We start from the raw sequence: 24,650 nt of genomic DNA, 5'->3' as shown, positions 1-24,650 counted from the left end.
TTAAGTATGTAAAGATTTGGAATTCGTTTTTTATAGTAAGTTCGGATTTTTAAGTTCGTACCAAACTTCTAGTTCTTCTTCGTAATCGAAAGAATTCACAAAATGAAAGCCCAATTTCTCTAGAATTTTTCTTGAGTTTTCGTTTCCTGCATCTGCGTAAGCATAAAGCACTTCAACTTTCATTTCATTAAAAGCATGATCAATAAAAGCTCTTCCCGCTTCGGTTGCGTAACCCTTACCCCAATGTTTTTCGATAAAACGATATCCTAACTCGTAAAAGTTTTTATGATTATTTATCTCGTCTGTAATAAACTTTATTCCAGACCAGCCAATAAATTCATTTGTTTCTTTTAAAACAACAGCCCAACGTCCTGTTCCTAGATCTTTGTATTGTTTCTGAACAAATTTGATATATTCAATACTTTCATCAATATGTTTTACAGGTCTATTTCCAACAAATAAATGCACATTCGGATTAGAATCCAATTCGAACATTCCTTCAGCATCAGAAAGTTCAAGTTCCCGTAAAATTAGACGTTCCGTTTTAATTGGATTTTTCATTTTAGTTTAGTTTAAAATATAACGTGTTACTACTTCAGCAACACCATCATCATTATTTGAAGCTACAATTACATCGGCTTTATCTCGTAACTCAGGATTAACGTTATCAACCCAAACACCCAAACCAGCATATTCTATCATTGTCAAGTCATTTCCTGCGTTTCCTACAGCTATAATTTCGCTTTGATGAATTCCGAGCTGTTCAGCCAAAAGTTTCAAGCTCGCAGCTTTATCAATTCCTTGTTGTGCTGCTTCTAGAAAAAATGGTTTAGACATCGAAACGCTTAAATGTGGCATGGCCTTCATCAAATCTTTTTCTAACGTCTTTAAATATGCTGGATCTTGCAATAAAATACACTTAACCGCCGGTCTGTCTACATAATCTTTAAAGCTTGAAACTTTGTGATGTGCCATTCCTGTGATTTCTTTTTCGACCTCAATAAATTCAGAATCTGTTTCGCTAATGATTTGATCATCTAAATAAGTAATGATATGTGCCTTCTTTTCTACACTATAATCGTATAAAGCATGAATTTGCTCTACAGTTAACTTTTGCTCAAACAAAATAAAATCATCTTTTACACGGCTAATTATTGCTCCGTTAAACGAAATCATATACGAATCGTTTTTATCCAATTCCAACTCTTTTGCATAAGCGGTCATTGCTGTAGTTGGTCTTCCTGAAGCCAAAACCACATAAACGCCCTTTGCCTGAGCTTCTAAAATTACTTTTTTGTTTAAATCTGAAATTCTATGATCGTCTGTCAACAAGGTATCATCCATGTCGAGCACTAACATTTTGTATTGCATTTTTTTTATAGTTTGCATTCTCCGTCTCCGTTTTTAATCAATATTGACTGAAAACGGAGACGGATAATTTTTCTTAAAGACTCATTCTAAATTCTTCAATAACGGGATTTGCTTTGGCAAAATCAGTTTCCTGAATAAAAACTTCAACAGCCAAATCTGTCTGTCCAAAACCTCCTAAACGAGCCGATTGAATATTATCTTTTTTTACTGTCTCTACTCCAGCTTCTTCTAATCTTTCTTGCAAAGCAATTGCTAATACTTCGCTTCCCGAAAATACTTTCATTAATCCCATAGCATTCTTTATTTTATTCTAATATTACTTTTAATTGTTTTTGAAAATCTTCATTTTCGTTAACACCTATATGTTCTTGATGTTTTAATGGATAAAAATAAGCATTTGATTTTAAAAGCTTTTTTAACCTTATTGAATTTTCAAGAGGAATTAACTGATCGCTAGTTCCATGAAAAATATAAATTGGACTTTTTACTTGTGGCAGATATTCATTAGTTTCCAAACTAAACTTCTTCATAAAATCAGGAAAAAAAGGAACTCTTGAGCTTGATAATTCTAAAAAGTTATAATACGGAGCCTGAAGAATCAATGCTTTTGCTTTACTTTCTAAAGCTAATTTTGCCGCAAAACCAGAACCTATAGAATAGCCTGCAATTATAATTTTATCTTCAGAATATCTTTTTGAAATCCTTTTATATACAATTGATATATCTTCCGTTAATTGTTCTTCATTTTCAATTTCGCCTTCACTTTTTCCGAAACTTCTATAATCTAAAATAAAAATATCATAACCTAATGATGTGTATATTTTTGCAATTTTACCCCAAGTTTCAAGTGTTCCAGCATTCCCATGAAGGTAAAAAACAAGACCTTTTGACTGTTTTGCCTTAAATAATAATCCGTTCAAAATTGTTCCATCAAACGATTTTATATTTATTTCTTCGAATTTCTGCTGATAATCAAACTTATAATCTTTAGGCAATCGAGAAGCGTGAAAAACTAACCCTACCTGATTAAAATACACATAAGAAATCGCTAAAACATAAAGAACAAGAAAAAAGCACAAAAGTACAATTGACAAGAATTTAATTGTTTTAAAAATTTCCATTGATTGATTTCTGATTAAATTTAAGTAAAAGTGGCAGTTTACAATATTATTACTGTAAACTGCCACTGCAAACTGTCACTATATATTACTCTTCTTCAATATCGTCGTCCTCTTCATCAAGTTCCTCTCCGTCTTCATCCATGTCAAATAAATAAGGTTCTACCATGATTTTATCTGCCAAAATTTCGATACGTTCGGTCAAAGCTTCAGAAAAGATAATTCGCTGCACTTTAGCAATACTGTTTGAAATACGTGTGATTTTTGGATCGTGACGCAGTTTCAAAATCGGATCTGCATCATCCACAATAAACATTTTTAGGCGATTTACATTGTACCCCGCCGTACTAAACATATCGTTTAATTTAGTTGGTGTTCCAATTAAAACATCGACTCCTGTAGAAACGTAGTTTTTATCGTAATCCATGTCGCCTTTTTCATTTACACCATAAATTTCCAAATCGGTGTATTTTCCATATTTATTAAAAAGCTCAACCATTTCCAGAACCTTTGCTTTGTCTTCAACAAAAATCAGAGCTCGAGGAGATTCTTCTGTTTGGCCAGCCAATTGCTGAATTACATTTAAAACAATTGTAGTAGTTTTTCCACTTCCCTTTGGAGAAATAATAACACAGTCAGCACCACTTTTTATGGTAGAAAAAGTTTCCAACTGTAAAGCGTTGGCTTCTGTCAGGCCATTTTCAATTAAAGCGTCTTGTAATTTCTCGTTTATTTTTTTTAGTTTCATTTTTTTTTGAGCTTTAGGCTTTAGGCCAAATTTATTGTGTCTTTTTTTTGCTTAAAGCCTAAAGCTTATAGCTTATTCCGCGAAGCGCCTATTTGCTTGCGAACATTTTCACATCTGATTCTGAGATTTCGCTTCCTCCCAAAATGATCAATCTTTCTACTACATTTCGAAGCTCACGAATATTTCCTGTCCAGTCGTATTCTTGTAATAATTTAATGGCTTGTGCCGAAAACGACTTAACAGCATTTCCTTGTTCAGAAGCTATTTTTTCTGTGAAATGCGAAATCAAAGCAGGAATATCATCGCGTCTTTCATTCAATGGCGGAACTTTAATTAAAATGACTGCCAAACGATGGTATAAATCTTCGCGGAAACGGCCTTCTGCAATTTCTGTTTTCAAATCTTTATTCGTTGCCGCTACAACACGCACATCAACTTTTATGTCTTTATCAGCTCCAACTCTCGTAATCATATTTTCTTGAAGCGCACGTAAAACTTTCGCTTGCGCAGAAAGGCTCATGTCTCCAATTTCATCCAAGAAAATAGTTCCCTTGTCTGCTGCTTCAAACTTTCCAGCACGATCTTTCACTGCCGATGTAAAAGCACCTTTTACGTGTCCGAACAATTCACTTTCAATCAATTCACTTGGAATTGCGGCACAGTTTACTTCGATTAAAGGAAAAGTAGAACGTTCGCTTTTTTCATGCAATTGATGTGCTACTAATTCTTTTCCTGTTCCGTTTGGTCCCGTAATCAAAACTCTGGCTTCTGTTGGGGCAACTTTATCAATCATCACTTTTATATGATTAATTGATTCGCTGTCACCAATCATTTCGTAGTTTTTGCTGACTTTTTTCTTTAGAATTTTATTTTCAACTACTAATTGTTTTTTATCTAAAGCATTACGAACAGTATTTAACAAACGATTCAAATCTGGCGGTTTCGAAATATAATCAAAAGCTCCCAAACGCATCGTTTGAATAGCAGTTTCCATATCGCCATGACCAGAGATCATTACCATCGGAATTTCTGGCTTTATTTTTTTAGCTTCTTCCAAAACCTCAACACCATCCATTTTTGGCATTTTGATATCACACAAAACCAAATCATAGTCGTTGTTTTTTATTTTTTCAAGTCCCACAACTCCATCTTCAGCTTCATCAACTTGATATGAATCATTTTCTTCTGATAAAATTTTTACCAAAACTCTTCTGATCGCTGCTTCGTCTTCGACAATTAGTATTTTACTCATTTCTTTTTGAGGTTCTAAGGTTCTAAGATGCTAAGGTACTGAGGTTTTTCTGCAAGAAGCTAAAAAAAAAACTTAGCATCTTAGAACCTTAATATCTTAGCAACTTTAAAAGTTAATATTTTAGCCACTTATACAATTCTTTCCAAGTCGGTTTTTTGCCATACATTAAAATACCTACTCGGTAAATTTTAGCAGCAAACCAAACCACAAGGAAAAATGTAGCAAACAATAATGATACCGAAATTGCAATTTGCCACCACGGCACGCCAAACGGAATGCGCATTAACATTACAATTGGTGAAGTTAGCGGAATCATTGAAAAGATAACCGCAACACTTCCGTGAGGATCATTGACTACTGTAAAAAATCCTATGTAAACGCTCAAAATCAGAGGCATTAAAATTGGAAGCAGAAATTGCTGAGAATCGGTCTGATTGTCAACTGCGGCTCCAATTGCTGCATAAAACGAACTGTACAGAAAATATCCTCCAATAAAATAAATTACAAATCCGATTAAAATACTTGCAATTGGCAAATTCCATAATTCGGCAATGTACATTTGTGCAGATCCCGAAAACTCATGTTGTGCGGTTTGCATCATTTCTGGAGAAATTCTCGCAGCTGGCCCTACATTTACTCCAAAAAATGCCGAGGCTGCAAACATTAATCCTAAACCAATTATGGCCCAAATTATAAATTGCAGAATACCTGCTAATGAAGTTCCGACAATTTTTCCAATCATCAATTGAAATGGTTTTACTGACGAAATAATGATTTCAATAATTCGGTTTGTTTTTTCTTCGATTACGCTTCGCATTACCATATTTCCGTAAATGATAATAAACATCATGATCAGGTAACCAAATGCACCGCCAATTCCGATTTTAATTTCGTTTAAACCTTTTAAACTTTCTTCTCCCGAAGCTTTAACCAAATGAATATTTACATCTGACTGTGCTTTCTGAATAGCCAAAGTGTCTAATTTTGCTTCTTCCAGATTTAGTTTTGTAATTTTATTTCCGATAATATCCTGCGTATTTTCGATAAAAGAAATACTTGGACTATTGTTAGAAATAAACTCGACTTTACTTTCTAAATCTTTATTATTTTTTGTTTTCGGAATGACAATTAATCCATTGAAATTTTCTTTGGTAATACTGTCTTTTAAAGCTTTGACATCAACTTCAGATAAATTCAAATATTTAAATTCGGCTCCTTTTTTATTTTCCTTTAAAAAATCTGAAATAAAAATTCCAGTTTCGTCATGAATTGCGATACGTTTTGTTTCTGCTTTCATTGAACTCAAATAGCCAATAAAAACAGCAATAGCCACAAACAAAAGCGGACTCAAAAAAGTCATGACAACAAAAGATTTATTGCGGACTTTGGCAATAAATTCTCTTTTTATAATCAACGAGATAATACTCATAAATAATTAATTTTCAAATTTTAAATCCCAAATTCCAACTTTTAAAAGCCTAGAATTTAGAATTTCTATATTGGAATTTTTAAATTTTGTTTTCAGTTACTGTCTGAATAAAAATATCATTTACACTTGGAATTTTCTCAACAAAATGTGTTACTTGTCCTCGTTGTGTCAGTACATGCAATAATTCATTTGGTGAAGCATTTCCGATCTGAATGTTTAATTTTAAATCATCGTTTAAAGATTTAAAACTCGCAGGCGAAACTGTAAATTTCTGTGTAATATCATACATCAAACCTTCAACATTATTAGTCAAGATCCCAACTTCAAAACTATTGGTTCTAAATTGGCGTTTTACGTCTGCCACTTTACCTTCAATCAATTTGTTTGATTTATGAATTAAAGCTATGTGTTCGCACATTTCTTCAACACTTTCCATTCTGTGAGTAGAGAAAATAATTGTAGAACCTTGTTCTTTCAAAGCTAGAATTTCATCCTTAATAATATTTGCGTTAACGGGATCAAATCCTGAGAAAGGTTCATCTAAAATCAGCAATTTTGGTTTATGTAAAACACAAACAACAAACTGGATTTTCTGTGCCATACCTTTGGAAAGCTCTTGGATTTTTTTATTCCACCAACCTTGAATTCCTAAACGATCAAACCAATAATCCAATTGCTTTTTAGCTTCGGCTTTAGAAAGTCCCTTCATTTGTGCCAAATACAAACATTGCTCGCCCACTTTCATCGAGCTATAAAGACCTCTTTCTTCTGGAAGATATCCTATAGTTTGTACGTGTTTTTGTTGCAATCTTTCTCCATCCAAAATTACTTCGCCACTATCTGGCAATGTAATTTGGTTTATGATTCTGATAAGGGAAGTTTTTCCGGCTCCATTCGGACCTAAAAGTCCATATATACTGCCTTTTGGCACATTTAATGAAACTTCGTTAAGTGCTACATAATCGCCGTATTTTTTTACGACCTTATGTACTTCAAGTAAGTTACTCATGCTATTTTTAAGGATTTACTGCGTCACTTTACCAATTAAGGTTCAGCGACTGTAAAAGTAAATAATTCGAAGCAAAATTGTGTTATATTACACAAAAAACCCATTCTAATTTATACTAGAATGGGTTTTTATTTTATTATAACCTTTTAAAAAAGTTTAGATTATGAGAACATATCTTTTACTTTTTCAAAGAATGATTTCTCTGATTTCTCTGGACTTGGAACAAAGTGCTCGTCGTTTAAAGCATTTTCAAAGAATTGTTTTTGCTCTTTATTTAATGTTTTTGGAGTCCAAACGTTTACGTGAACCAATAAATCACCGCTTCCGTAACCATTTAAACTTGGAATTCCTTTTCCTTTTAATCTTAAGATTTTTCCAGACTGAATTCCTTCTTCCAATTTAATACGAACTTTTCCGTTTATAGCTTCAATATCTTTAGAAGATCCTAAAACTGCTTCAGGGAAACTGATATATAAATCGAAGTGAACGTTTTCACCTTCACGTTTCAAGAATTCGTGTTCAATTTCTTCAATCGCTACAATTAAATCTCCTGGAATACTGTTTCCTGGCGCATCGTTACCTTTGTTAGCAACTTTTAACTGCATTCCGTCAACAACTCCTGCAGGAATTTTGATTGATACTGTTTCGTCTTCTTGAACCATTCCTTGAGCATCTGCCTCAGAAGGTTTTTTATCTAAAATCTGACCAGAACCACCACAAGTAGGACAAGTAGACGCAGATTGCATTCTTCCTAAAATGGTATTGGTTACACGCATAACTTGTCCTTGACCATTACAAGTCGTACAAGTTTTATACGTTACGCCTTTTGCCTGAACTTTACGTTTTACTTTTACTTTTTTCTCTACTCCATTTGCAATTTCTTCTAAAGTCAATTTTACTTTAATTCGAAGATTGCTTCCTTTCGCACGACGAGGGCCTCCGCCTCCGCCTCCGAAACCACCAAATCCGCCACCAAAAATATCACCAAACTGGCTGAAAATGTCATCCATATTCATACCACCGTGACCACCACCAAATCCGCCAGAACCATCAAATGCTTGATGACCATACTGATCGTATTTCGCTTTTTTCTGCGGATCACTTAAAACTTCATAAGCTTCTGCTGCCAATTTGAAGTTTTCTTCTGCCTCTTTGTCGCCTGGGTTTTTATCAGGATGGTATTTTAAAGCACTTTTTCTGTATGCTTTTTTAATTTCGGCAGCGTCAGCATTTTTTGAAATGCCTAGTATTTCGTAAAAATCTTTTTTCATAATTAGATTAAGTTCCAAATCTTAAAAATTCCAAAATCCAAAAATGCATTTGAAATTCTTATTGCATTTTTTAGTTTCCTACAACAACTTTAGGGTAACGAATAATTTTGTCTCCTAATTTGTATCCTTTTTCAATAACATCAACAATTTTTCCTTTCAGTTTGTCAGACGGTGCTGGAATTTGAGTAATTGCTTCAGCAATATCAGCATTGAAAGCATCTCCTGCCTGAATTTCAACTTGCTCTAAACCTTTAGAAACTAAAGTGCTTTTCAATTTTTCGTGAATCAACTCAACACCTTTTTTCAAATTCTCATCTTCAGACTTGTTGATCTCTACTGTCGCTCTGTCAAAATCATCTAAAACTGGAAGCATCGCCAATAAAACTTCTTGGTTTGCTGTTTTAAATAAATCAAGACGCTCTTTTGAAGTTCTTTTTTTATAATTTTCAAATTCGGCGAATAATCTCAAAAACTTATCTTTTTCTTTAGCTAAGTCTTGAGCTAATTGCTCCTCAACACTTAATTCTTCAACAATTAATTGCTCTCCATTAGCGTTAGTCTCTATCGTTGCATCATCTAATTCCTGATCGAATTCTGTATTTTCCGTAGTCATATCACTTTTATTTTTAAAAATATTCTTAAACTTCATTTTTTATTTCTTTCTGTTGGATTGCAAAAGTACTGCCAAATCTTATAAAATGTCAAATTGTCACTTTATTAATTATGAGCCACTTAAAAAAACGCATTTGCCCAGAAAAAATTTATTATAATTTTAAGACTATTACGTTTTAGTTTATCTTATCTTTGAGACCAATAACATAAATTATTACCACCAAAAATTGAATTTAAGGGTTGGCTTCGGCCTCTAAAATAATTATTAATTCAAGTTTACCTTATATTAAAAAAAGCTTCGCCTATAGAGACGAAGCTTTTTTTTATGTTTGAGCTTTATATGACAAAGTTGTCATTTCTTATTTTTGCACGGGCGGAGGGATTCGAACCCCCATCAACGGTTTTGGAGACCGCTATTCTACCCTTGAACTACGCCCGTAACTTGAGGTCGCAAATTAAAAGCTTTTTTTCTTTACTGGCAATTATTTCAGACAGAGATTTTAAAAGAAAGCCCTTTAAACTCAAGGAATATCAAGCAAAAACTTTTGTTTCAGACAGTTAACTCTGCAAAATATTTTTCAATATTTTACGTAGATTTAAAAAGATTTAGGCAGATTAACGTAGATTTCATCCATATAAAATTCAAACTAAATCTGCTCAAATCTGCGCGAACCAAAGTCTTTTAAATCTGATTCTTAGATTAATGCATTTTTCAAACCTTCGTAATCTACAGAAACCTGTTCTCCTGTCACTAAATTTTTAAGCGTATATGAATTTGAATTAATTTCCTGATCTCCAACCAATACTGCAAAAGGAATTAAACGTTTATCTGCATATTGAAATTGTTTTCCAACTTTTACACTGTCAGGATATAATTCCACTTTTATATTTTCCTGTCTTAATTTCTGAATCGCTTTTGAAGCATATAAAGCTTCTTTGTCTCCAAAATTCAAGAATAGTGCTTTTGATGTAGCGGCAACGGTTTCCGGGAATAATTGTAATTCTTCTAAAACTAGATAAATTCTATCCAATCCAAAAGAGATTCCGACACCACTCATATTTTTCAAACCAAAAATACCAGTCAGATCGTCGTATCTTCCTCCGCCGCCAATAGAACCCATAGCAACTGTTTTTGGAGCTGCAACTTCAAAAATAGCTCCCGTATAATAATTTAAACCACGAGCTAATGTCACATCCAAATCCAAAATAGCAGTTGAAAGACCTAAAACGTCAACATTGTCGCAAATAAACTTCAATTCTTCAACTCCTTTCATTCCCTCTTCAGAAGAAGACAATAAGTCTGAAAGCTGTGCAATTTTGTCTGCAAAACTTCCTGAGAAACTAAAAAGTGGCTGTACTTTAACTAAAGCATCTTCAGAAATGCCTTTTTCGATCATTTCTTTTTTAACGCCGTCTTCACCAATCTTATCCAATTTATCAAGCGCGACTGTAAAATCAATTAATTTATCAGAAGCACCGATAACCTCAGCAATTCCAGATAAAATTTTTCTGTTATTGATTTTAATTGTAACACCTTCTAAACCTAAAGAAGTAAAAACAGTATCGTACAATTGAACCAATTCTACTTCCTGCCAAAGTGATTTTGAACCAACAACATCAGCATCACATTGAAAGAATTCTCTAAAACGTCCCTTTTGCGGATTATCAGCTCTCCAAACTGGCTGAATTTGGTATCTTTTAAACGGAAATTCAATTTCGCTTTGGTGTTGCACCACGTATCTTGCAAACGGAACTGTCAAATCGTAACGCAACGCTTTCTCAGAAATTTTTCCTGTGAATTTATTTAATTCGATTCTTTGCTCTAAAGTTATTTTTTCAGCAGAATTCAATTGCAATTCTTCAATTGATTCTGGCAATTCAATTTTACTTTTATTATAGAAAAAGTTACCTGAATTTAAAATTTTAAAAATCAGACGGTCTCCTTCTTCTCCATATTTCCCCATTAAGGTATCTGAATTTTCAAACGAAGGCGTTTCGATTGGCTGAAAACCAAATTTTTCGAAATTAGCTTTTATCGTTTGAATAATATATTGACGTTTTGACACCTCAGCTGGTGAAAAATCTCTTGTCCCTTTTGGTATGCTTGGTTTTGAAGCCATCTTCTTTTTATTTTAGATTGTTGATTTTAGATTTTAGATTGTTCCAATCTTTATCTAAAAATCTTATAATATTACTTTATTCCCAGATTTTTTTAAGACTGTTGGTTCTTTAGACTTTCGGCTTTATGATTTTCCAACTTACGACTTAATTTAAGTCTGCAAATATCTTACTTTTTAAAATAAATAATAACACTTGGAAAACAAACTTGTAACAAAAAACGTATTTTCGTGACAAATTGGTCATGATGCTAAAATTATTTAAAGAAAATATCCGAATTGCTTTTGGTTCTATCAAAACACAAATTCTGCGTACTATTCTTACCGTTTTAATTATCGCAATAGGTATTACGGCTTTGGTTGGCATCTTGACTGTTGTTTCTGCTTTAGAAAATACTATTTCTAGCGATTTTGCTTCGATGGGAGCTAATACTTTTAACATTAACCAATACGAAAATAAAGTTCGAAACCGTGGCGGGAGAGAACGCGAAGTCATCAATCCAATTATTTCGTATCCAGAAGCTGTTGCCTTCAAAAACAAATACAAATATCCGTTTACCGAAACCTCTCTCTCTTTTACCGCAACTACAACTGCTGAAGTAAAATATTTAAGCGAAAAAACAGATCCAGAAATTACAATTGTTGGAGTTGATGAACATTTTATTACCAATTCTGGACTGGAAACCAGTTTAGGAAGAAGTTTTAATCAATTTGACATTGAGAACAACACTTATTCGTGCATTGTGGGTTCTGATTTTGAAAAAGGACTTTTAAAAGATATAAATCCAATTGATAAAATAATTTCTATTCGAGGTGCAAGATTTAAAGTAATTGGCGTTCTTAAAGAAAAAGGATCTACGTTTGGAAACAGTCAGGATTTACGAGTTTTAATTCCTATTCAAGTTGCAAGATCTTTATTTACAGCTCCAAATATCAATTACACCATTAGTGTGATGGTTTCAAAAAAAGAAGTTTTAGATGAAGCCATAGATAATGCTACAAGTACAATGCGAAGAGTTCGCAAGTTAAGTCCTGTACGCGACAACAATTTTGGCATAGTACGCAGCGATGACTTAATTAACCGAATTCTGAGCATCACACAATATTTAGGATTGGCAGCTTGGACTATTTCTATTATCACTATTTTAGGGTCTTCAATAGCTTTAATGAATATTATGATTGTTTCGGTTACAGAACGTACTCGAGAAATTGGTGTTCGCAAAGCTTTGGGAGCCAAAAGATCTACTGTTGCTTTTCAGTTTTTTATAGAAACTTTATTAATTGGTCAAATTGGAGGTTTGGTTGGAATTGTTTTAGGAATTCTACTTGGCTTTGCTATAGCAACCGCAATGAGTTTTTCTTTCGTAATTCCGTGGATGGCCATTTTTGCCGCTTTTGCGACTAGTTTTTGTGTTGCCTTGGTTTCCGGTCTTTATCCAGCAATCAAAGCTTCAAAACTAGACCCTATTGAAGCGTTGCGTTACGAATAGCTGTAGTCGCAGGCTTCAATCTAATAATCGTTTTTACTTTTTAAACGACTCTTCTTTATATTTTCTAATATAATTGGAAAATCATTCTTGCAGCACACTCCTAACTGAAGACAACCAATTGGAGCCTTTGGGTAATACTCATTTTCTTCATAAAGTTTATGTAGTATTTCAGGTATTTTACTCTCAAACCTTACAGCTAAAATATGATTATTTCCTATCGAAGTGTTTTCTGCTGGAATCCATCCATTCACCAAAGAATGAATAAGTTTAAATTCCTGATAAACAAATTCGTCTGGATTACGAAAATCAAAAATACATCCTAAATCTGTACTTATAGGCCAAGCAGCAGACGCTCGAAATGTTCCTAACAGAATTTCATTTTCAGCTTTAGACCAATTCATAAAATCATTATAGAAATTTGTTTTTAATCGATTTTCAAAACGTTTTTCAACAACATCTTTAACAGATTTAATTCCGTCTAACGAAAAATAACCATCAATTACAATATAGTTTTCTTTGGGGTTAGTTCGATATTCCATAAGATACTAACTGAATTATCAAATTATAAGTCTTTCAAAACCTTACCCGAAATCATACGATCATTGTCATAAATATCTTTTCGAAGCTCAACGTTTTCAAAACTCATATTTTCTAGTAATTCAATCATTTCTTTTCCAAGATATTGATTGATCTCAAAATATAATTTCCCTTTTTTCTGAAGTCCGTTTTGTGCCAAAGAAGCAATTTTTCTATAAAAAATAAGCGGATCATTATCTTCTACAAAAAGTGCTAAATGTGGTTCATAATCCAGTACATTCTTTTTGATTTCTACTTTTTCCAGATTTCGAACATAAGGCGGATTTGAAACAATAATATCAAACTGATTAGAAAATTCTTCTGCTTCTAAAATATTCAGCAACATAAAAGTAACATCTACATTATTTGCCACAGCATTTCTTTTGGCAGTTTCTATAGCTTTTTTAGAAACATCAATTCCAAAAACCTCTGCGTTGGGAAGATTTTTTGCTAACGAAATCGCAATACAGCCCGTTCCCGTTCCAATATCTAGAATTCTTATTTTTTTATTTTTATCTCGACTTGTATTTTCGTTAATAATCCATTCGACCAATTCCTCAGTTTCAGGTCTTGGAATCAAAACATTTTCATTGACTTCAAAATCTAAACCGTAAAAATTTGTTTTCCCCAGCAAATACTGAATCGGGACTTCTTTTTTAAGTTGTTTTAGAAGTTCATCCCATACCACAAAATCATTCTCATCAAAAGTCAATTCATGATTTAAAGCTAAATCAATCTGACGAAGCTGGTGTTTATTTTCCAGAATTAAATAAAAAAAACTCTCCGCTTCGTACGCATCGTAAAAAGGAGCTAATTCTTTAATAAACTGAGTACGATATTGTTTAATTTTCATTTTATTTTTTTGAATATTTTATTCAGCCAAAGCTGATTCTAACCCTTCAATAAGTCTTGTTTGTTAAGATTTGTTACAACTTTTCTACAAAACTTTCAACATCCACACTGGACAAGAATTATGCCCTGTACAACCTAACGGCGCATCTAAATATTCAAAACCGGATTTTTTATACAACTTTTGTGCAGAATGCATAAATGGCATAGTTTCGATATAACATTTTTCAAAACCAAAAATTCTGGCTTGTTCTAAACATTTCTCCATCATCTGTGTTCCAATTCCTAAACCTCTAGTTTTGGGCAAAAAATACATTTTCTGCAATTCGCAAATTTCTGGATTTCCATTTTCTAAAGGCGCAATTCCAGCGCAGCCTACAATTTCTCCGTCATTTTCGACAACAAAATATACCGATTTAGGTTTGCCATATTCTTCAAACATCAAATCTAAATAAGGATCTTCATATGCTGTTCCAACTTTTGGAATTTCCATTTCATCAAAGACAGAACGTATCAAACTTGCAACTGCTTGATTGTCTTCTTTTTTAATTGCTCGTATAAGCCAATTTACCATTTTTTTTATTCTAAATCATTATAAACACAAAAGTAAAGATAGTTTTGAATACTACTATAACTATCGGGATTGTTTCACAACTTACCCCTTTTCAGTTAATGATAATCTTAAAATTAACTACTTTTGCACTGTGAATATACATGAAAAATATATAAAACGCTGCATCGAACTGGCACAAAATGGACTTGGAACAACGTATCCAAACCCCATGGTTGGTAGCGTAATTGTTTACGAGAATAAAATTATTGGCGAAGGCTGGCACATAAAGGCTGGAGAGCCACATGCAGAGGTTAATGCGGTGCGATCTGTAAAAGATAAATCCCTGTTGAAAAAAGCTACAATTTATGTAAGCTTAGAGCCTTGCAGTCATTTTGGCAAAACTCCTCCTTGCTGTGATTTGATTATTGCGAATGAAATTCCCAATGTTGTTGTTGGTACAGTTGATCCAAATGAAAAAGTAGCAGGAAAAGGCATTTTAAAATTGATTGAAGCTGGTGCGAATGTTACTGTCGGAGTTTTAGAAGATGATTGCAACGAGCTTAATAAACGTTTTTTTACTTTTCATCAAAAAAAGAGACCCTATATTATTTTAAAATGGGCAGAAAGTCAAGATGGATTTTTGGCTCCTGAAAAAGTCTCGAATCAAGACCGAAAACCAATTTGGATTACAAATCAATATTCCCGACAATTAGTTCATAAATGGAGAACTGAAGAACAAGCTATTCTTGTCGGAACACAAACCGTCATTGATGATAATCCAAAATTGAATGTTCGAGATTGGCAAGGAAATAATCCGACTAGAATTGTTATTGATCAAAATAATCGAATTGACGAAAACAGTTTTATTTTTGATGATACGGTAAAAACTATTATTTTTTCTAAAGGTTCAAAACCGTCAAAAGAAAATACTCAATTTGAGATAATTGATTTTGATAAAAATATCATTCCTCAGATTTTAGACGTTTTGTATCAGAATCAAATTCAATCTGTAATTATTGAGGGCGGAAGACAAACGCTTCAATCTTTTATAGATGAAAATCTTTGGGATGAAGCTCGAATTTTTATCGGAAAAACAAGTTTTGAAAAAGGAACGAAAGCTCCAGAAATTTCAAGAAAAAACAGTTCAAAGACCAATATTTTAGATGACGAATTAATACAAATTAGAAATTATGATTGATGCGATAATTTTTGACTTTGGGGATATTTTTATCAATTTGGATAAAGCTGCCACTATTTCTGGTTTACAAAAATTGGGGATGACTGAATGGAACAACGAACTGGATCAGTTAAATCTTTCATTTGAAACGGGATCTATTTCACCAGAAGAATTCATTGCTGGTTTTCAAAAACAATTGCCAAACGCTTCAAGAGAAAATATTTTAAAAGCTTGGAATGCTGTTTTGGCAGATTTCCCTTTTTATCGTTTGGAGTTCGTTCAGGAATTATCAAAAAAATATCGTTTGTTTTTGTTAAGTAATACCGATTCAATTCACATCAATACTTTTGAAGAAAAAAGTGGCATTTCTTTTTATAAAGATTTTTACAATTGTTTTGAGAAGGTTTATTTTTCTTTTGATATCGGAATGAGAAAACCAGATCCGAAAATTTATCAATTTGTTTTAGATCAGAACAATCTAATTGCAGAAAACACTTTATTTGTTGACGATAAAACAGAAAATACCGACAGCGCTACAACTTTAGGAATCAAAGTATGGAATCTTCAAGTTGGCAAAGAAGATGTTGTTGATCTATTTACCAAAGGATTATTGTAACACACTTTCTAGTAAAAAATATTTAGCCACAGATTAAAAAGATTTCTTTTTTGCTTTTTTAAAAGAAAATCTGTGAGAATCTTTTTAATCTGTGGCTAAAAAAAACTTAAACCCTTACAATTGGAAATTAACGATACTTATCAAACTATTGCATCTGCATCTGAAGAAATACTGTTTAAAGAAAAAGGCAGTAAGTTCTTTGGCTATGCTTTTCCGATAGATCATGAGGACGAGGTAAAACCCATAATAGAAGACCTTAAAAAACAGCATCCGCATGCGGTGCATTATTGCTATGCCTACCAATTGGGCGTTGGAAATAAAGTTTCGTACCGTGCCAATGATGATGGTGAACCAAGCAATACTGCCGGAGCACCAATTTATGGCCAGATACAATCTTTTGGAGTTACAAACGTTCTTGTTGTAGTAGTTCGAATTTTTGGAGGAGTAAAATTAGGCGTTGGCGGTTTAATAGCTGCATATCGAACAACGGCACAACAGACTTTGGAAATTTGCGAAATAGTGGAAAAAACAATCGATGTCGAATTTTTAATTTCTTTTGATTACAAAAACATGAATAAAGTAATGCGCGTTATCAAAGAAAAGAAATTAGAAATCGTATCTCAGGAAATGGAAATGGATGAAATTTCGGGACTGCCAATTGGCAAAATTGTAACAAAAACGCGAAAAAAAAATGCCGAAACAGTGTTCAGCATTTTTGATTTAATGTTCGAAATCGATATTAAATTAGTATAATTTAATATCAAAATCCTATTCGTTTTAACAATTATTCGAGTGATTTAAATATTTCCAAAATGTACTCTGGAGGAGCAGTTGGACGACCCGTTTTTAACGCAACAAATACTAAAATAAACGTCGCAGTTGTTAATAACTCATTTGCCTCATTGTAAATCGCACAGTCAAATTCGATCTTTACAGAAGAGTGACTTTTGAAAGTTGTGTGAATTGTCAAAAGTTCGTCGTATCTCGCCGATTTTTTGTAATTGATATTCATGTTGACAATTGGAAGACCAATTCCGCTTTCTTCCATGCTTTTATACGAAACCCCTTTATTTCTAAGCCATTCCACGCGTCCAATCTCAAAATAAGGCACATAATTTCCGTGATAAACAACTCCCATTTGGTCAGTTTCTGAGTAACGAACTCGTACTTGAGTCTGATGATTTTTCATTTATAAAATATTAAAAAATTTCGAATTTAAAAAGCCTCATTACAACTTTTTTTTATAAAATTAGATACCAAAATATTTTTTTTTACAGAAATTTGTTCACATATTTGTTATCCCGAAATACGGAATAAAATTGCTCCTTTTTTATTAGGAGAATCTTTATAACAATAATAAAAATTTATCTGAATCTATGACTAAAACTGCTCAATCGGTATGGGAAAACTGTTTGTCCTTTATAAAGGATAATATTCAAGACCAAGCATATAAAACTTGGTTCGAACCAATCAAATCAGTTGAGCTAACCGATAACGCATTATACATTCAGGTTCCGAGTAAATTTTTCTACGAATGGCTCGAAGAGCATTACGTAAAATTATTGAAAGTTGCGCTTACCAAAGAACTGGGAAAAAACGCAAAGTTACTCTATAAAATTAAAATGGAGAACACTTATGGCAATAAACAGCCGTTTACCGAGCAGCTGCCAAGTGCCAACAGAGTGCCAATGAAACCGCAAGAGGTTGACGCTCCGTTTAAAAACTTAAATCCTGAGCTTAAAAATCCGTTTGTAATTCCTGGAATTAGAAATTTAAAAATTGAGTCTCAGTTAAATCCGAACTACAGTTTTGATAATTTCTTAGAAGGAGATTCAAACCGTTTAGCTCGTTCTGCAGGTATGGCTGTTGCTAACAAACCTGGAGGGACTTCATTTAATCCTTTGTTGATTTTTGGAGGAGTTGGTTTAGGAAAAACACACCTAGCACATGCTATAGGCGTAGAAGTAAAAGATAAGTATCCGGAAAAGACCGTTTTATATATTTCTGCTGAGATTTTCACACAACAATATATTGATTCTGTTAAAAAGAATAATCGTAATGATTTTATTCACTTTTACCAGTTAATCGATGTTTTGATTATTGATGATGTTCAGTTCTTGTCTGGAAAATCAGGAACGCAAGACGTATTCTTCCATATTTTCAACTATTTACATCAAAACGGAAAACAAGTAATCTTAACTTCTGATAAAGCTCCTGTTGATATGCAGGATATCGAACAAAGATTATTGTCTCGTTTTAAATGGGGATTATCTGCAGAATTACATCAGCCTGACTACGAAACTCGTATCTCAATCTTAAAAAACATTTTATACCGTGATGGTGTTGAAATGCCAGAAGATATTTTAGAATATGTTGCTCGAAACATTAAATCAAATGTTAGAGAACTTGAAGGTGCTATTATTTCGTTAATCGCTCAATCTTCTTTCAATAAAAAAGAAGTTACAATCGAGTTAGCGAAAAGCGTTGTAGAGAAATTTGTTAAAAACGTAAAGAGAGAAATCTCAATCGATTATATTCAAAAAATCGTTTCAGATTATTTCCAATTAGATATTGAAACACTTCAATCTAAAACCAGAAAGAGGCACGTTGTACAAGCAAGACAACTAGCGATGTTCTTTGCTAAGAAATTCACTAAAGCTTCTCTTGCTAATATTGGTTCACAAATTGGAGATCGCGACCACGCAACTGTTCTTCACGCTTGTAAAACAGTTGACAATTTAGTTTCTACAGACAAACAATTTAAAAAGTTTGTTGAAGACATCAATAAAAAATTAACGCTTTAAGACGCATCATGCCTGTAAAAATCTTAATGGTATGTTTAGGAAATATTTGCAGATCTCCTTTAGCCGAAGGAATTTTAGCTTCTAAACTACCCGAAGATAAATTCTTTGTTGACTCTGCTGGCACAGGTTCTTGGCATGTTGGCCATTGTCCAGACAAACGTTCTATTGACGTTGCAAGAAAAAACGGAATCAATATCAGTGCGCAAAAAGGAAGACAAATTCAAGTTTCTGATTTTGACAAATTTGATTATATCTATGTTATGGATAATTCGAATTATCGCGATGTGGTTCATTTAGCTAAAACTCCCGAACATAAAAATAAGGTTCGTTTAATTTTAAACGATTTATTTCCAGACGAAAATGTCGATGTTCCAGATCCATATTACGGCTCAGCAAACGGTTTTGACAACGTTTATCAAATGCTGGACGAAGTAACCGATTTAATTGCAGATCAGCTGCTAAAAAAACACTCCTAATTCAATTGTTTCTAAAAAAGAGATAATTGAATTTTTTAATTTTAAACAAAAGCACATGAAATCTTTCGGAAAATTATATCTAATTCCAACCACAATGGGCGAAAGCGATCCGATGGATGTTTTGCCACAAACCGTTAGAAGAACGATAGAAGTTATCGACCATTATATTGTTGAAAACGACAAAACTGCCAGAAAATCTATAAAAGCAGTTTACCCAGAAAAAAAACAATCTGAATTGGTTCTTTTTACTTTAAACAAAAGAACAGAAAGTAGCGAACATAATGATTTCATAAAACCTTTGTTGGAAGGGAAAAATATGGGATTAATGAGCGAAGCTGGCTGTCCAGGAGTTGCTGATCCAGGTGCTGCAATTGTAAAGTTGGCTCACGAAAAAGGAATTCAAGTTGTACCTTTAGTTGGCCCTTCCTCTATCCTATTGGCGATGATGGCTTCAGGAATGAACGGACAAAGTTTTACTTTCAATGGATATCTACCAATTGATAAAGACGAAAAAAAATCGGCAATTCGTCATTTTGAGAAATTATCTTATGATAAAAATCAATCGCAACTATTTATTGAAACTCCATACAGAAATAATAAACTGATTGAAGATCTTCTACAGATTTTAAGCCCTGCAACTCATCTTTGTATTGCGGCAGATATAACGCTTCCAACAGAATTCATCAAAACATTGAAAGTTGCGGATTGGAAAAAGTTAAAAGTTGATTTAGATAAACGCCCTGCTATTTTTATTATTCATAAAATGTAAACTAACTTAAACCATCATAATGAAAAAACTTCTTCCGTTTATTTTGATTTGTTTTATACAAAATACTTTTTCTCAACACAAAGAACCAACTATTAAATCAGACCCTGATGCAGTAGTCAACAGCAGTAAAAATAATTCACGTGTAGATTCACAACCTGAATTCCCTGGCGGAACGGAAGCTTTATATAACGATTTTATAAAAAATAATTATAGAATGCCGATTGTGAAAAACTTAAAAGGAAAAGTGTATGTATCCTTTATGGTTGAAACAAATGGAACTTTAAGTGATATAAAAATTTTAAGAGACATTGGATATGGAACAGGTGAAGAAGCAATTAGAGTATTAAAATTATCTCCTAGATGGACTCCCGCAAAAAGAAATAACAAATATGTGAGATGGAACTATTCATTTCCTATTACCGTAAAAGGTATTGACTCAGCTGAATCCTTAGAATTTTATAACCGTAATAATAACAATCCAATAGCTGAAGTAGTTAGAGAAGACGAAGAAAATCAAGTATATAATACTGCTGGCTTAGAAGTGATGCCTGAATTTCCAGGTGGACAAGAAACACTAGAACGTTTTTTAAAAGATAACTATAAAAATCCACAAAAAGATCTAAAAGGAAGAGTGTATGCTACTTTTATTATTGAAAAAGATGGATCTTTAAGTGATATAAAAATCTTAAGAGATATTGGATATGGAACAGGTGCAGAAGCAATTAGAGTTTTAAAATTATCTCCCAAATGGAGTCCAGGAAAACAAAATAACAAGGTTGTTAGAGTTTTAAAGGCTATTCCTATAGCCGTCGATTAAATTTAATCATCTCTTTTCCTTAACCAAACTTTATCATGAGCAAACTCCCAAACGTAACCACAAGCATTTTCACAGTAATGTCTAAAATGGCTACTGAATATAATGCAATCAATCTTTCACAGGGATTTCCAAATTTTCCTGTAGATGAAAGATTAACAGATATTATTTCCAGATTAGCGAAAGAAAACGTTCACCAATATACACCAATGGCAGGTTATCCTCCGTTGATGAACAAAATTGCAAAATTAACTCAGGATTCTTATAACAGAACAATAAATCCAGATACAGAACTTTTGATTACAGCTGGAGCAACTCAGGGAATTTTTACCACGATTTTAGCTTTAGTAAAAGAAAATGATGAAGTCATAATTCTAGATCCAAGTTACGATTCTTACGAATCTCCTGTTTTACTCTGTAAAGCAAAACCAGTTCGAGTTGCCCTAAATGATGATTACACGCCAAACTGGGAAACAATAGAAAAAGCTTGTTCTGAAAAGAGCAAAATGATTATCATCAATAATCCGCATAATCCGACAGGAAAAATATTAACCGAAAATGATTTTATTCAGTTAAAAAAACTTATTGAAAAATATCCAAAACTTATTGTTTTGTCTGACGAAGTTTACGAGTACATTACTTTCGAAGAAAAACATATTTCGGCACATACCAAAGATTTTCTTTTAGACCGTTGCGTTATGGTTTCTTCTTTTGGAAAATCTTTTCATATAACAGGCTGGAAAATTGGTTATACTATTGCTCCTGAACATTTAATGAAAGAAATTAAAAAGGTTCACCAGTTTTTGGTTTTCAGCGTAAACAGTATTTCTCAGTTTGCAATTAGCGAATATTTAGATATTGTTGATGTAAATCTTCTTGGAAAATTCTATCAAGAAAAAAGAGATTATTTCCAGAAACTGCTTCAAAATAGCCGTTTTGAATTAAAACCTTGCGAAGGAACTTATTTTCAGGTTGCTTCTTATGCCAATATTTCAAATGAAGATGATGTTACTTTTTGCAAAAATCTAATCATCGATCACGGTGTTGCTGCAATACCTATTTCTACTTTTTATTCCGATTATAAAGATCAGAAACTTATTCGTTTTTGTTTTGCCAAAGACAACTTCACACTCGAGTCTGCAGCAAAAAAATTATGTGATATATAAAATTTATCGAAATTTTATAACATTATTATGCGTGCATCCTATTTTATTTAATTAATATTGCAAAAAAAGAAAAACTATGAGCTACACAGATAAAATGTTACGTGATGATGCTTTACAAGGCAAAGTCATTGTCGTTACAGGCGGCGGAAGCGGTTTAGGTAAAGCTATGACCAAATATTTTCTCGAATTAGGAGCTCAAGTAGCCATAACTTCTAGAGACCTAGAAAAGTTAAAAACTACGGCAGCCGAACTTGAAAGTCAGACTGGAGGTAAATGTCTTCCTTTACAATGCGATGTACGTCATTACGAAGAAGTAGAAAACATGCTTCAGGAAACTTTAAAAGTATTCGGAAAAGTAGATGTTCTTTTAAATAATGCAGCAGGTAATTTTATTTCGCCAACCGAAAGATTGTCAGCAAATGCATTTGATACCGTAATTGATATTGTATTAAAAGGTTCTAAAAACTGCACACTTGCTTTTGGAAAACATTGGATCGATACCAAACAAACGTCGGCAACAATTTTAAATATAGTAACCACTTATGCTTGGACAGGATCTGCTTATGTTGTTCCTAGTGCTACGGCAAAAGCGGGAGTTTTGGCAATGACAAGAAGTCTTGCTGTAGAATGGGCAAAATACGGAATTCGTTCTAACGCAATTGCTCCAGGGCCATTCCCTACAAAAGGAGCTTGGGACAGATTATTGCCTGGAGATCTTTCGGAGAAATTTGACATGGCTAAAAAAGTGCCATTAAAAAGAGTTGGAGATCACCAAGAATTGGCCAATTTAGCGGCTTATTTAGTTTCCGATTTCTCTTCATACATTAATGGAGACGTAATTACAATTGACGGTGGCGAATGGTTAAAAGGCGCTGGACAGTTCAATTTATTAGAAGCAATTCCTGAAGAACTTTGGGATCAGCTTGAAATGATGATAAAAGCAAAAAAGAATAAATAATTACAAGTGCTTACTAAATTCAGAATATTTTTTTAAAACTATACTGATTGCACGAAATCCCGAAGGTTTACTTTCGGGATTTTTTTTTCACCATATAAGTTCATATAAGAGATTATAAGTTTAGTGGGGATTTTTAAAGTTCTTTAAGTCAAAAAAAAGAACTATTTATATTTACTTATATTGCTTAAATGATTTAAAACAAATAATTCGGTCTTTTATCAATATAACGGCAATAATTTCAGTTAAGTAACATTTTGCTTAAATATTTTCTAGCTTAAATTTACTTAAGTTACTTATATGGTTAAATTATTTTAAATGTTTAGCGATTCAGTTAAATTATTATTTTTGCCAAACAAATATCAAACAAAAATTTTATGCTCATTATTGGAATTGCAGGAGGAACTGGAAGCGGAAAAACAACAGTTGTACACCAAATCATGAACGAATTACCAGACACTGAAGTTGGTGTAATTTCTCAAGATTCGTATTATAAAGAAAACCATAACTTGTCTTTTGACGAGAGAGCATTAATCAATTTTGATCACCCTCGTGCCATCGATTTTGAATTGTTAGTAAAACATCTAAAAGCTTTAAAAGCAGGCGAAACTATTGATCAGCCTGTTTACTCATTTATTCAGCATAACAGAACTGATGATACAATTACGACACATCCTAGAAAAGTAATGATTGTTGAAGGTATCTTAATTTTGACTAATCCAGAATTGCGTGAGCTTTTTGACATCAAAATCTACGTTCATGCCGATTCTGACGAAAGATTAATCCGTCGTTTAAAAAGAGATATTTCAGAGAGAGGCCGCGATATTGACGAGGTTTTAAATCGTTATCAAACCACTTTAAAGCCTATGCACGAGCAATTTATAGAGCCAACTAAAGCATTTGCCGATATTATTATTCCGAATGATAAATACAATACGGTAGCAATTGATGTAGTTCGGGCCGTAATTAATCAGCGTATTTCATAATTTTTATCGTAAATTTAAACCATAATAATTAGGAGCTTATTACCGCTTTCGCCTTTATTCCCGATTTAGAAAAACTACGGCAAAAAGGCCTTGTTTTTCTAAATCGGGAGATATCGGGGCTAGAGATAACAAATACAAAAGAAATATTCGTTTAAAATGAAATTTAAAAATCCATACAAAGACAAAAAATGGTTCAAATACCTTGGAAACAAATATGTTTGGGTTTTGCTATTTTTTATAGTTTGGATGTTATTTTTAGATAATTACTCCTATTTTGATCATCGTTTTTTAGATGAACAAATTCATGAACTTCAAGATAATAAAAAGTATTATCAGGAAGAAATCAGAAAAGATCAGGAGCAGATCAAACAGCTCAAAAATCCTGAACAAATTGAGAAATACGCACGTGAAAAGTATTTCATGAAAAAAGATAGCGAAGATATTTATATCATACAATTTGAAGGAGATACCATTCAAGACAAAGAATAATCA

General features: G+C 32.9%; 27 protein-coding genes and 1 tRNA gene. 12 read left to right on the top strand and 16 right to left on the bottom strand.

Translation table 11 applies throughout. The features are described from left to right. Positions 1-30: 30 nt before the first annotated feature. The 12 genes from AC1Q5Z_RS15800 to hisS form a co-directional block, all read right to left on the bottom strand. Complete coding sequence (locus tag AC1Q5Z_RS15800; protein WP_198858299.1) at positions 31-561, bottom strand: GNAT family N-acetyltransferase; 531 nt, start codon at positions 559-561, stop codon at positions 31-33. Positions 562-567: 6 nt separating this feature from the next. Continuing rightward, complete coding sequence (locus AC1Q5Z_RS15795) at positions 568-1,389, bottom strand: Cof-type HAD-IIB family hydrolase (RefSeq protein ID WP_492445852.1); 822 nt, start codon at positions 1,387-1,389, stop codon at positions 568-570. A gap of 55 nt (positions 1,390-1,444) precedes the next feature. Beyond that, a complete protein-coding gene (locus tag AC1Q5Z_RS15790) occupies positions 1,445-1,663 on the bottom strand; it encodes a putative signal transducing protein (RefSeq protein WP_091133675.1) in 219 nt (72 codons plus the stop codon). A 13-nt stretch (positions 1,664-1,676) separates the two neighbouring features. Then, complete coding sequence (locus AC1Q5Z_RS15785; RefSeq protein ID WP_492445850.1) at positions 1,677-2,492, bottom strand: alpha/beta hydrolase; 816 nt, start codon at positions 2,490-2,492, stop codon at positions 1,677-1,679. Between the two features lie 85 nt (positions 2,493-2,577). Next, the gene (locus AC1Q5Z_RS15780) at positions 2,578-3,237 is read right to left on the bottom strand and encodes a DEAD/DEAH box helicase (protein ID WP_289057541.1); all 660 of its coding nucleotides are present in this window, start codon (positions 3,235-3,237) and stop codon (positions 2,578-2,580) included. Between the two features lie 88 nt (positions 3,238-3,325). Beyond that, the gene (locus AC1Q5Z_RS15775) at positions 3,326-4,489 is read right to left on the bottom strand and encodes a sigma-54-dependent transcriptional regulator (RefSeq protein WP_198858296.1); all 1,164 of its coding nucleotides are present in this window, start codon (positions 4,487-4,489) and stop codon (positions 3,326-3,328) included. Positions 4,490-4,601: 112 nt separating this feature from the next. Next, complete coding sequence (locus AC1Q5Z_RS15770) at positions 4,602-5,918, bottom strand: ABC transporter permease (RefSeq protein WP_198858295.1); 1,317 nt, start codon at positions 5,916-5,918, stop codon at positions 4,602-4,604. A 79-nt stretch (positions 5,919-5,997) separates the two neighbouring features. Then, on the bottom strand, positions 5,998-6,927 hold the full coding sequence (locus tag AC1Q5Z_RS15765) for an ABC transporter ATP-binding protein (protein ID WP_198858294.1): 930 nt from the start codon (positions 6,925-6,927) through the stop codon (positions 5,998-6,000). 161 nt (positions 6,928-7,088) lie between these two features. Then, positions 7,089-8,198 (bottom strand): molecular chaperone DnaJ, encoded by a 1,110-nt coding sequence (gene dnaJ / locus AC1Q5Z_RS15760; protein ID WP_198858293.1) that lies wholly within the window; start codon positions 8,196-8,198, stop codon positions 7,089-7,091. Positions 8,199-8,268: 70 nt separating this feature from the next. After that, positions 8,269-8,847: a nucleotide exchange factor GrpE gene (locus AC1Q5Z_RS15755; protein ID WP_492445846.1), complete on the bottom strand. Its 579-nt coding sequence runs from the start codon at positions 8,845-8,847 to the stop codon at positions 8,269-8,271. Positions 8,848-9,178: 331 nt separating this feature from the next. Next, positions 9,179-9,249: transfer RNA gene (locus tag AC1Q5Z_RS15750), tRNA-Trp, on the bottom strand. Between the two features lie 256 nt (positions 9,250-9,505). Then, the gene (gene hisS, locus AC1Q5Z_RS15745; protein WP_492445844.1) at positions 9,506-10,930 is read right to left on the bottom strand and encodes a histidine--tRNA ligase; all 1,425 of its coding nucleotides are present in this window, start codon (positions 10,928-10,930) and stop codon (positions 9,506-9,508) included. Between the two features lie 242 nt (positions 10,931-11,172). On the opposite strand from hisS, the gene AC1Q5Z_RS15740 reads away from it, so the two are divergent. Then, positions 11,173-12,417, top strand: a complete 1,245-nt coding sequence (locus AC1Q5Z_RS15740; RefSeq protein WP_343588778.1) for an ABC transporter permease — start codon at positions 11,173-11,175, stop codon at positions 12,415-12,417. Between the two features lie 20 nt (positions 12,418-12,437). Here the strand turns inward: AC1Q5Z_RS15740 and AC1Q5Z_RS15735 are convergent, their stop codons facing one another. The 3 genes from AC1Q5Z_RS15735 to AC1Q5Z_RS15725 form a co-directional block, all read right to left on the bottom strand. Continuing rightward, entirely contained in the window at positions 12,438-12,956 is a 519-nt protein-coding gene (locus tag AC1Q5Z_RS15735) for a hypothetical protein (protein WP_492445842.1), read from the bottom strand. A 23-nt stretch (positions 12,957-12,979) separates the two neighbouring features. Beyond that, positions 12,980-13,846 carry a peptide chain release factor N(5)-glutamine methyltransferase gene (gene prmC / locus AC1Q5Z_RS15730; protein WP_198858288.1) on the bottom strand — a complete coding sequence of 289 codons (867 nt, stop codon included), beginning with the start codon at positions 13,844-13,846 and terminating at the stop codon, positions 12,980-12,982. Positions 13,847-13,930: 84 nt separating this feature from the next. Next, entirely contained in the window at positions 13,931-14,416 is a 486-nt protein-coding gene (locus AC1Q5Z_RS15725) for a GNAT family N-acetyltransferase (RefSeq protein WP_492445839.1), read from the bottom strand. 130 nt (positions 14,417-14,546) lie between these two features. On the opposite strand from AC1Q5Z_RS15725, the gene ribD reads away from it, so the two are divergent. The 3 genes from ribD to AC1Q5Z_RS15710 all read left to right on the top strand — a co-directional run bounded on the left by ribD (position 14,547) and on the right by AC1Q5Z_RS15710 (position 16,941). Then, positions 14,547-15,593 (top strand): bifunctional diaminohydroxyphosphoribosylaminopyrimidine deaminase/5-amino-6-(5-phosphoribosylamino)uracil reductase RibD, encoded by a 1,047-nt coding sequence (ribD, locus tag AC1Q5Z_RS15720; RefSeq protein WP_492445838.1) that lies wholly within the window; start codon positions 14,547-14,549, stop codon positions 15,591-15,593. Beyond that, positions 15,586-16,188, top strand: a complete 603-nt coding sequence (locus AC1Q5Z_RS15715; RefSeq protein WP_492445836.1) for an HAD family hydrolase — start codon at positions 15,586-15,588, stop codon at positions 16,186-16,188. The genes ribD and AC1Q5Z_RS15715 overlap by 8 nt, the downstream gene beginning before the upstream one ends. 120 nt (positions 16,189-16,308) lie before the next feature. Further along, positions 16,309-16,941 carry an IMPACT family protein gene (locus AC1Q5Z_RS15710; protein WP_198858284.1) on the top strand — a complete coding sequence of 211 codons (633 nt, stop codon included), beginning with the start codon at positions 16,309-16,311 and terminating at the stop codon, positions 16,939-16,941. Between the two features lie 31 nt (positions 16,942-16,972). Here AC1Q5Z_RS15710 and AC1Q5Z_RS15705 read toward each other — a convergent pair whose 3' ends face one another. After that, positions 16,973-17,377, bottom strand: a complete 405-nt coding sequence (locus tag AC1Q5Z_RS15705) for an acyl-CoA thioesterase (RefSeq protein ID WP_177212343.1) — start codon at positions 17,375-17,377, stop codon at positions 16,973-16,975. A gap of 187 nt (positions 17,378-17,564) precedes the next feature. On the opposite strand from AC1Q5Z_RS15705, the gene dnaA reads away from it, so the two are divergent. From dnaA to AC1Q5Z_RS15665, 8 genes are all read left to right on the top strand, one after another. Further along, positions 17,565-18,992, top strand: coding sequence for a chromosomal replication initiator protein DnaA (gene dnaA / locus AC1Q5Z_RS15700; protein WP_095931847.1), 1,428 nt, complete (start codon positions 17,565-17,567; stop codon positions 18,990-18,992). Between the two features lie 8 nt (positions 18,993-19,000). After that, positions 19,001-19,468, top strand: coding sequence for a low molecular weight protein-tyrosine-phosphatase (locus AC1Q5Z_RS15695; RefSeq protein WP_343588783.1), 468 nt, complete (start codon positions 19,001-19,003; stop codon positions 19,466-19,468). 55 nt (positions 19,469-19,523) lie between these two features. Then, positions 19,524-20,237, top strand: a complete 714-nt coding sequence (locus AC1Q5Z_RS15690; protein ID WP_492445833.1) for an SAM-dependent methyltransferase — start codon at positions 19,524-19,526, stop codon at positions 20,235-20,237. A 19-nt stretch (positions 20,238-20,256) separates the two neighbouring features. Beyond that, positions 20,257-21,054 (top strand): energy transducer TonB, encoded by a 798-nt coding sequence (locus AC1Q5Z_RS15685; RefSeq protein ID WP_492445831.1) that lies wholly within the window; start codon positions 20,257-20,259, stop codon positions 21,052-21,054. Between the two features lie 35 nt (positions 21,055-21,089). Further along, the gene (locus AC1Q5Z_RS15680; RefSeq protein WP_492445829.1) at positions 21,090-22,217 is read left to right on the top strand and encodes a methionine aminotransferase; all 1,128 of its coding nucleotides are present in this window, start codon (positions 21,090-21,092) and stop codon (positions 22,215-22,217) included. 76 nt (positions 22,218-22,293) lie between these two features. Beyond that, positions 22,294-23,175 (top strand): SDR family oxidoreductase, encoded by an 882-nt coding sequence (locus AC1Q5Z_RS15675; protein WP_198858279.1) that lies wholly within the window; start codon positions 22,294-22,296, stop codon positions 23,173-23,175. A 374-nt stretch (positions 23,176-23,549) separates the two neighbouring features. Then, positions 23,550-24,158 (top strand): uridine kinase, encoded by a 609-nt coding sequence (gene udk / locus AC1Q5Z_RS15670; protein ID WP_111363887.1) that lies wholly within the window; start codon positions 23,550-23,552, stop codon positions 24,156-24,158. A gap of 156 nt (positions 24,159-24,314) precedes the next feature. Further along, the gene (locus AC1Q5Z_RS15665; protein WP_198858278.1) at positions 24,315-24,647 is read left to right on the top strand and encodes an FtsB family cell division protein; all 333 of its coding nucleotides are present in this window, start codon (positions 24,315-24,317) and stop codon (positions 24,645-24,647) included. Positions 24,648-24,650 lie beyond the last annotated feature (3 nt).

The organism is Flavobacterium sp. GW823-FHT06G12, from assembly GCF_058794775.1.
The sequence above is the reverse complement of the archived record's forward strand: the minus strand, read 5'-3'. Positions and strand labels throughout refer to the sequence as shown.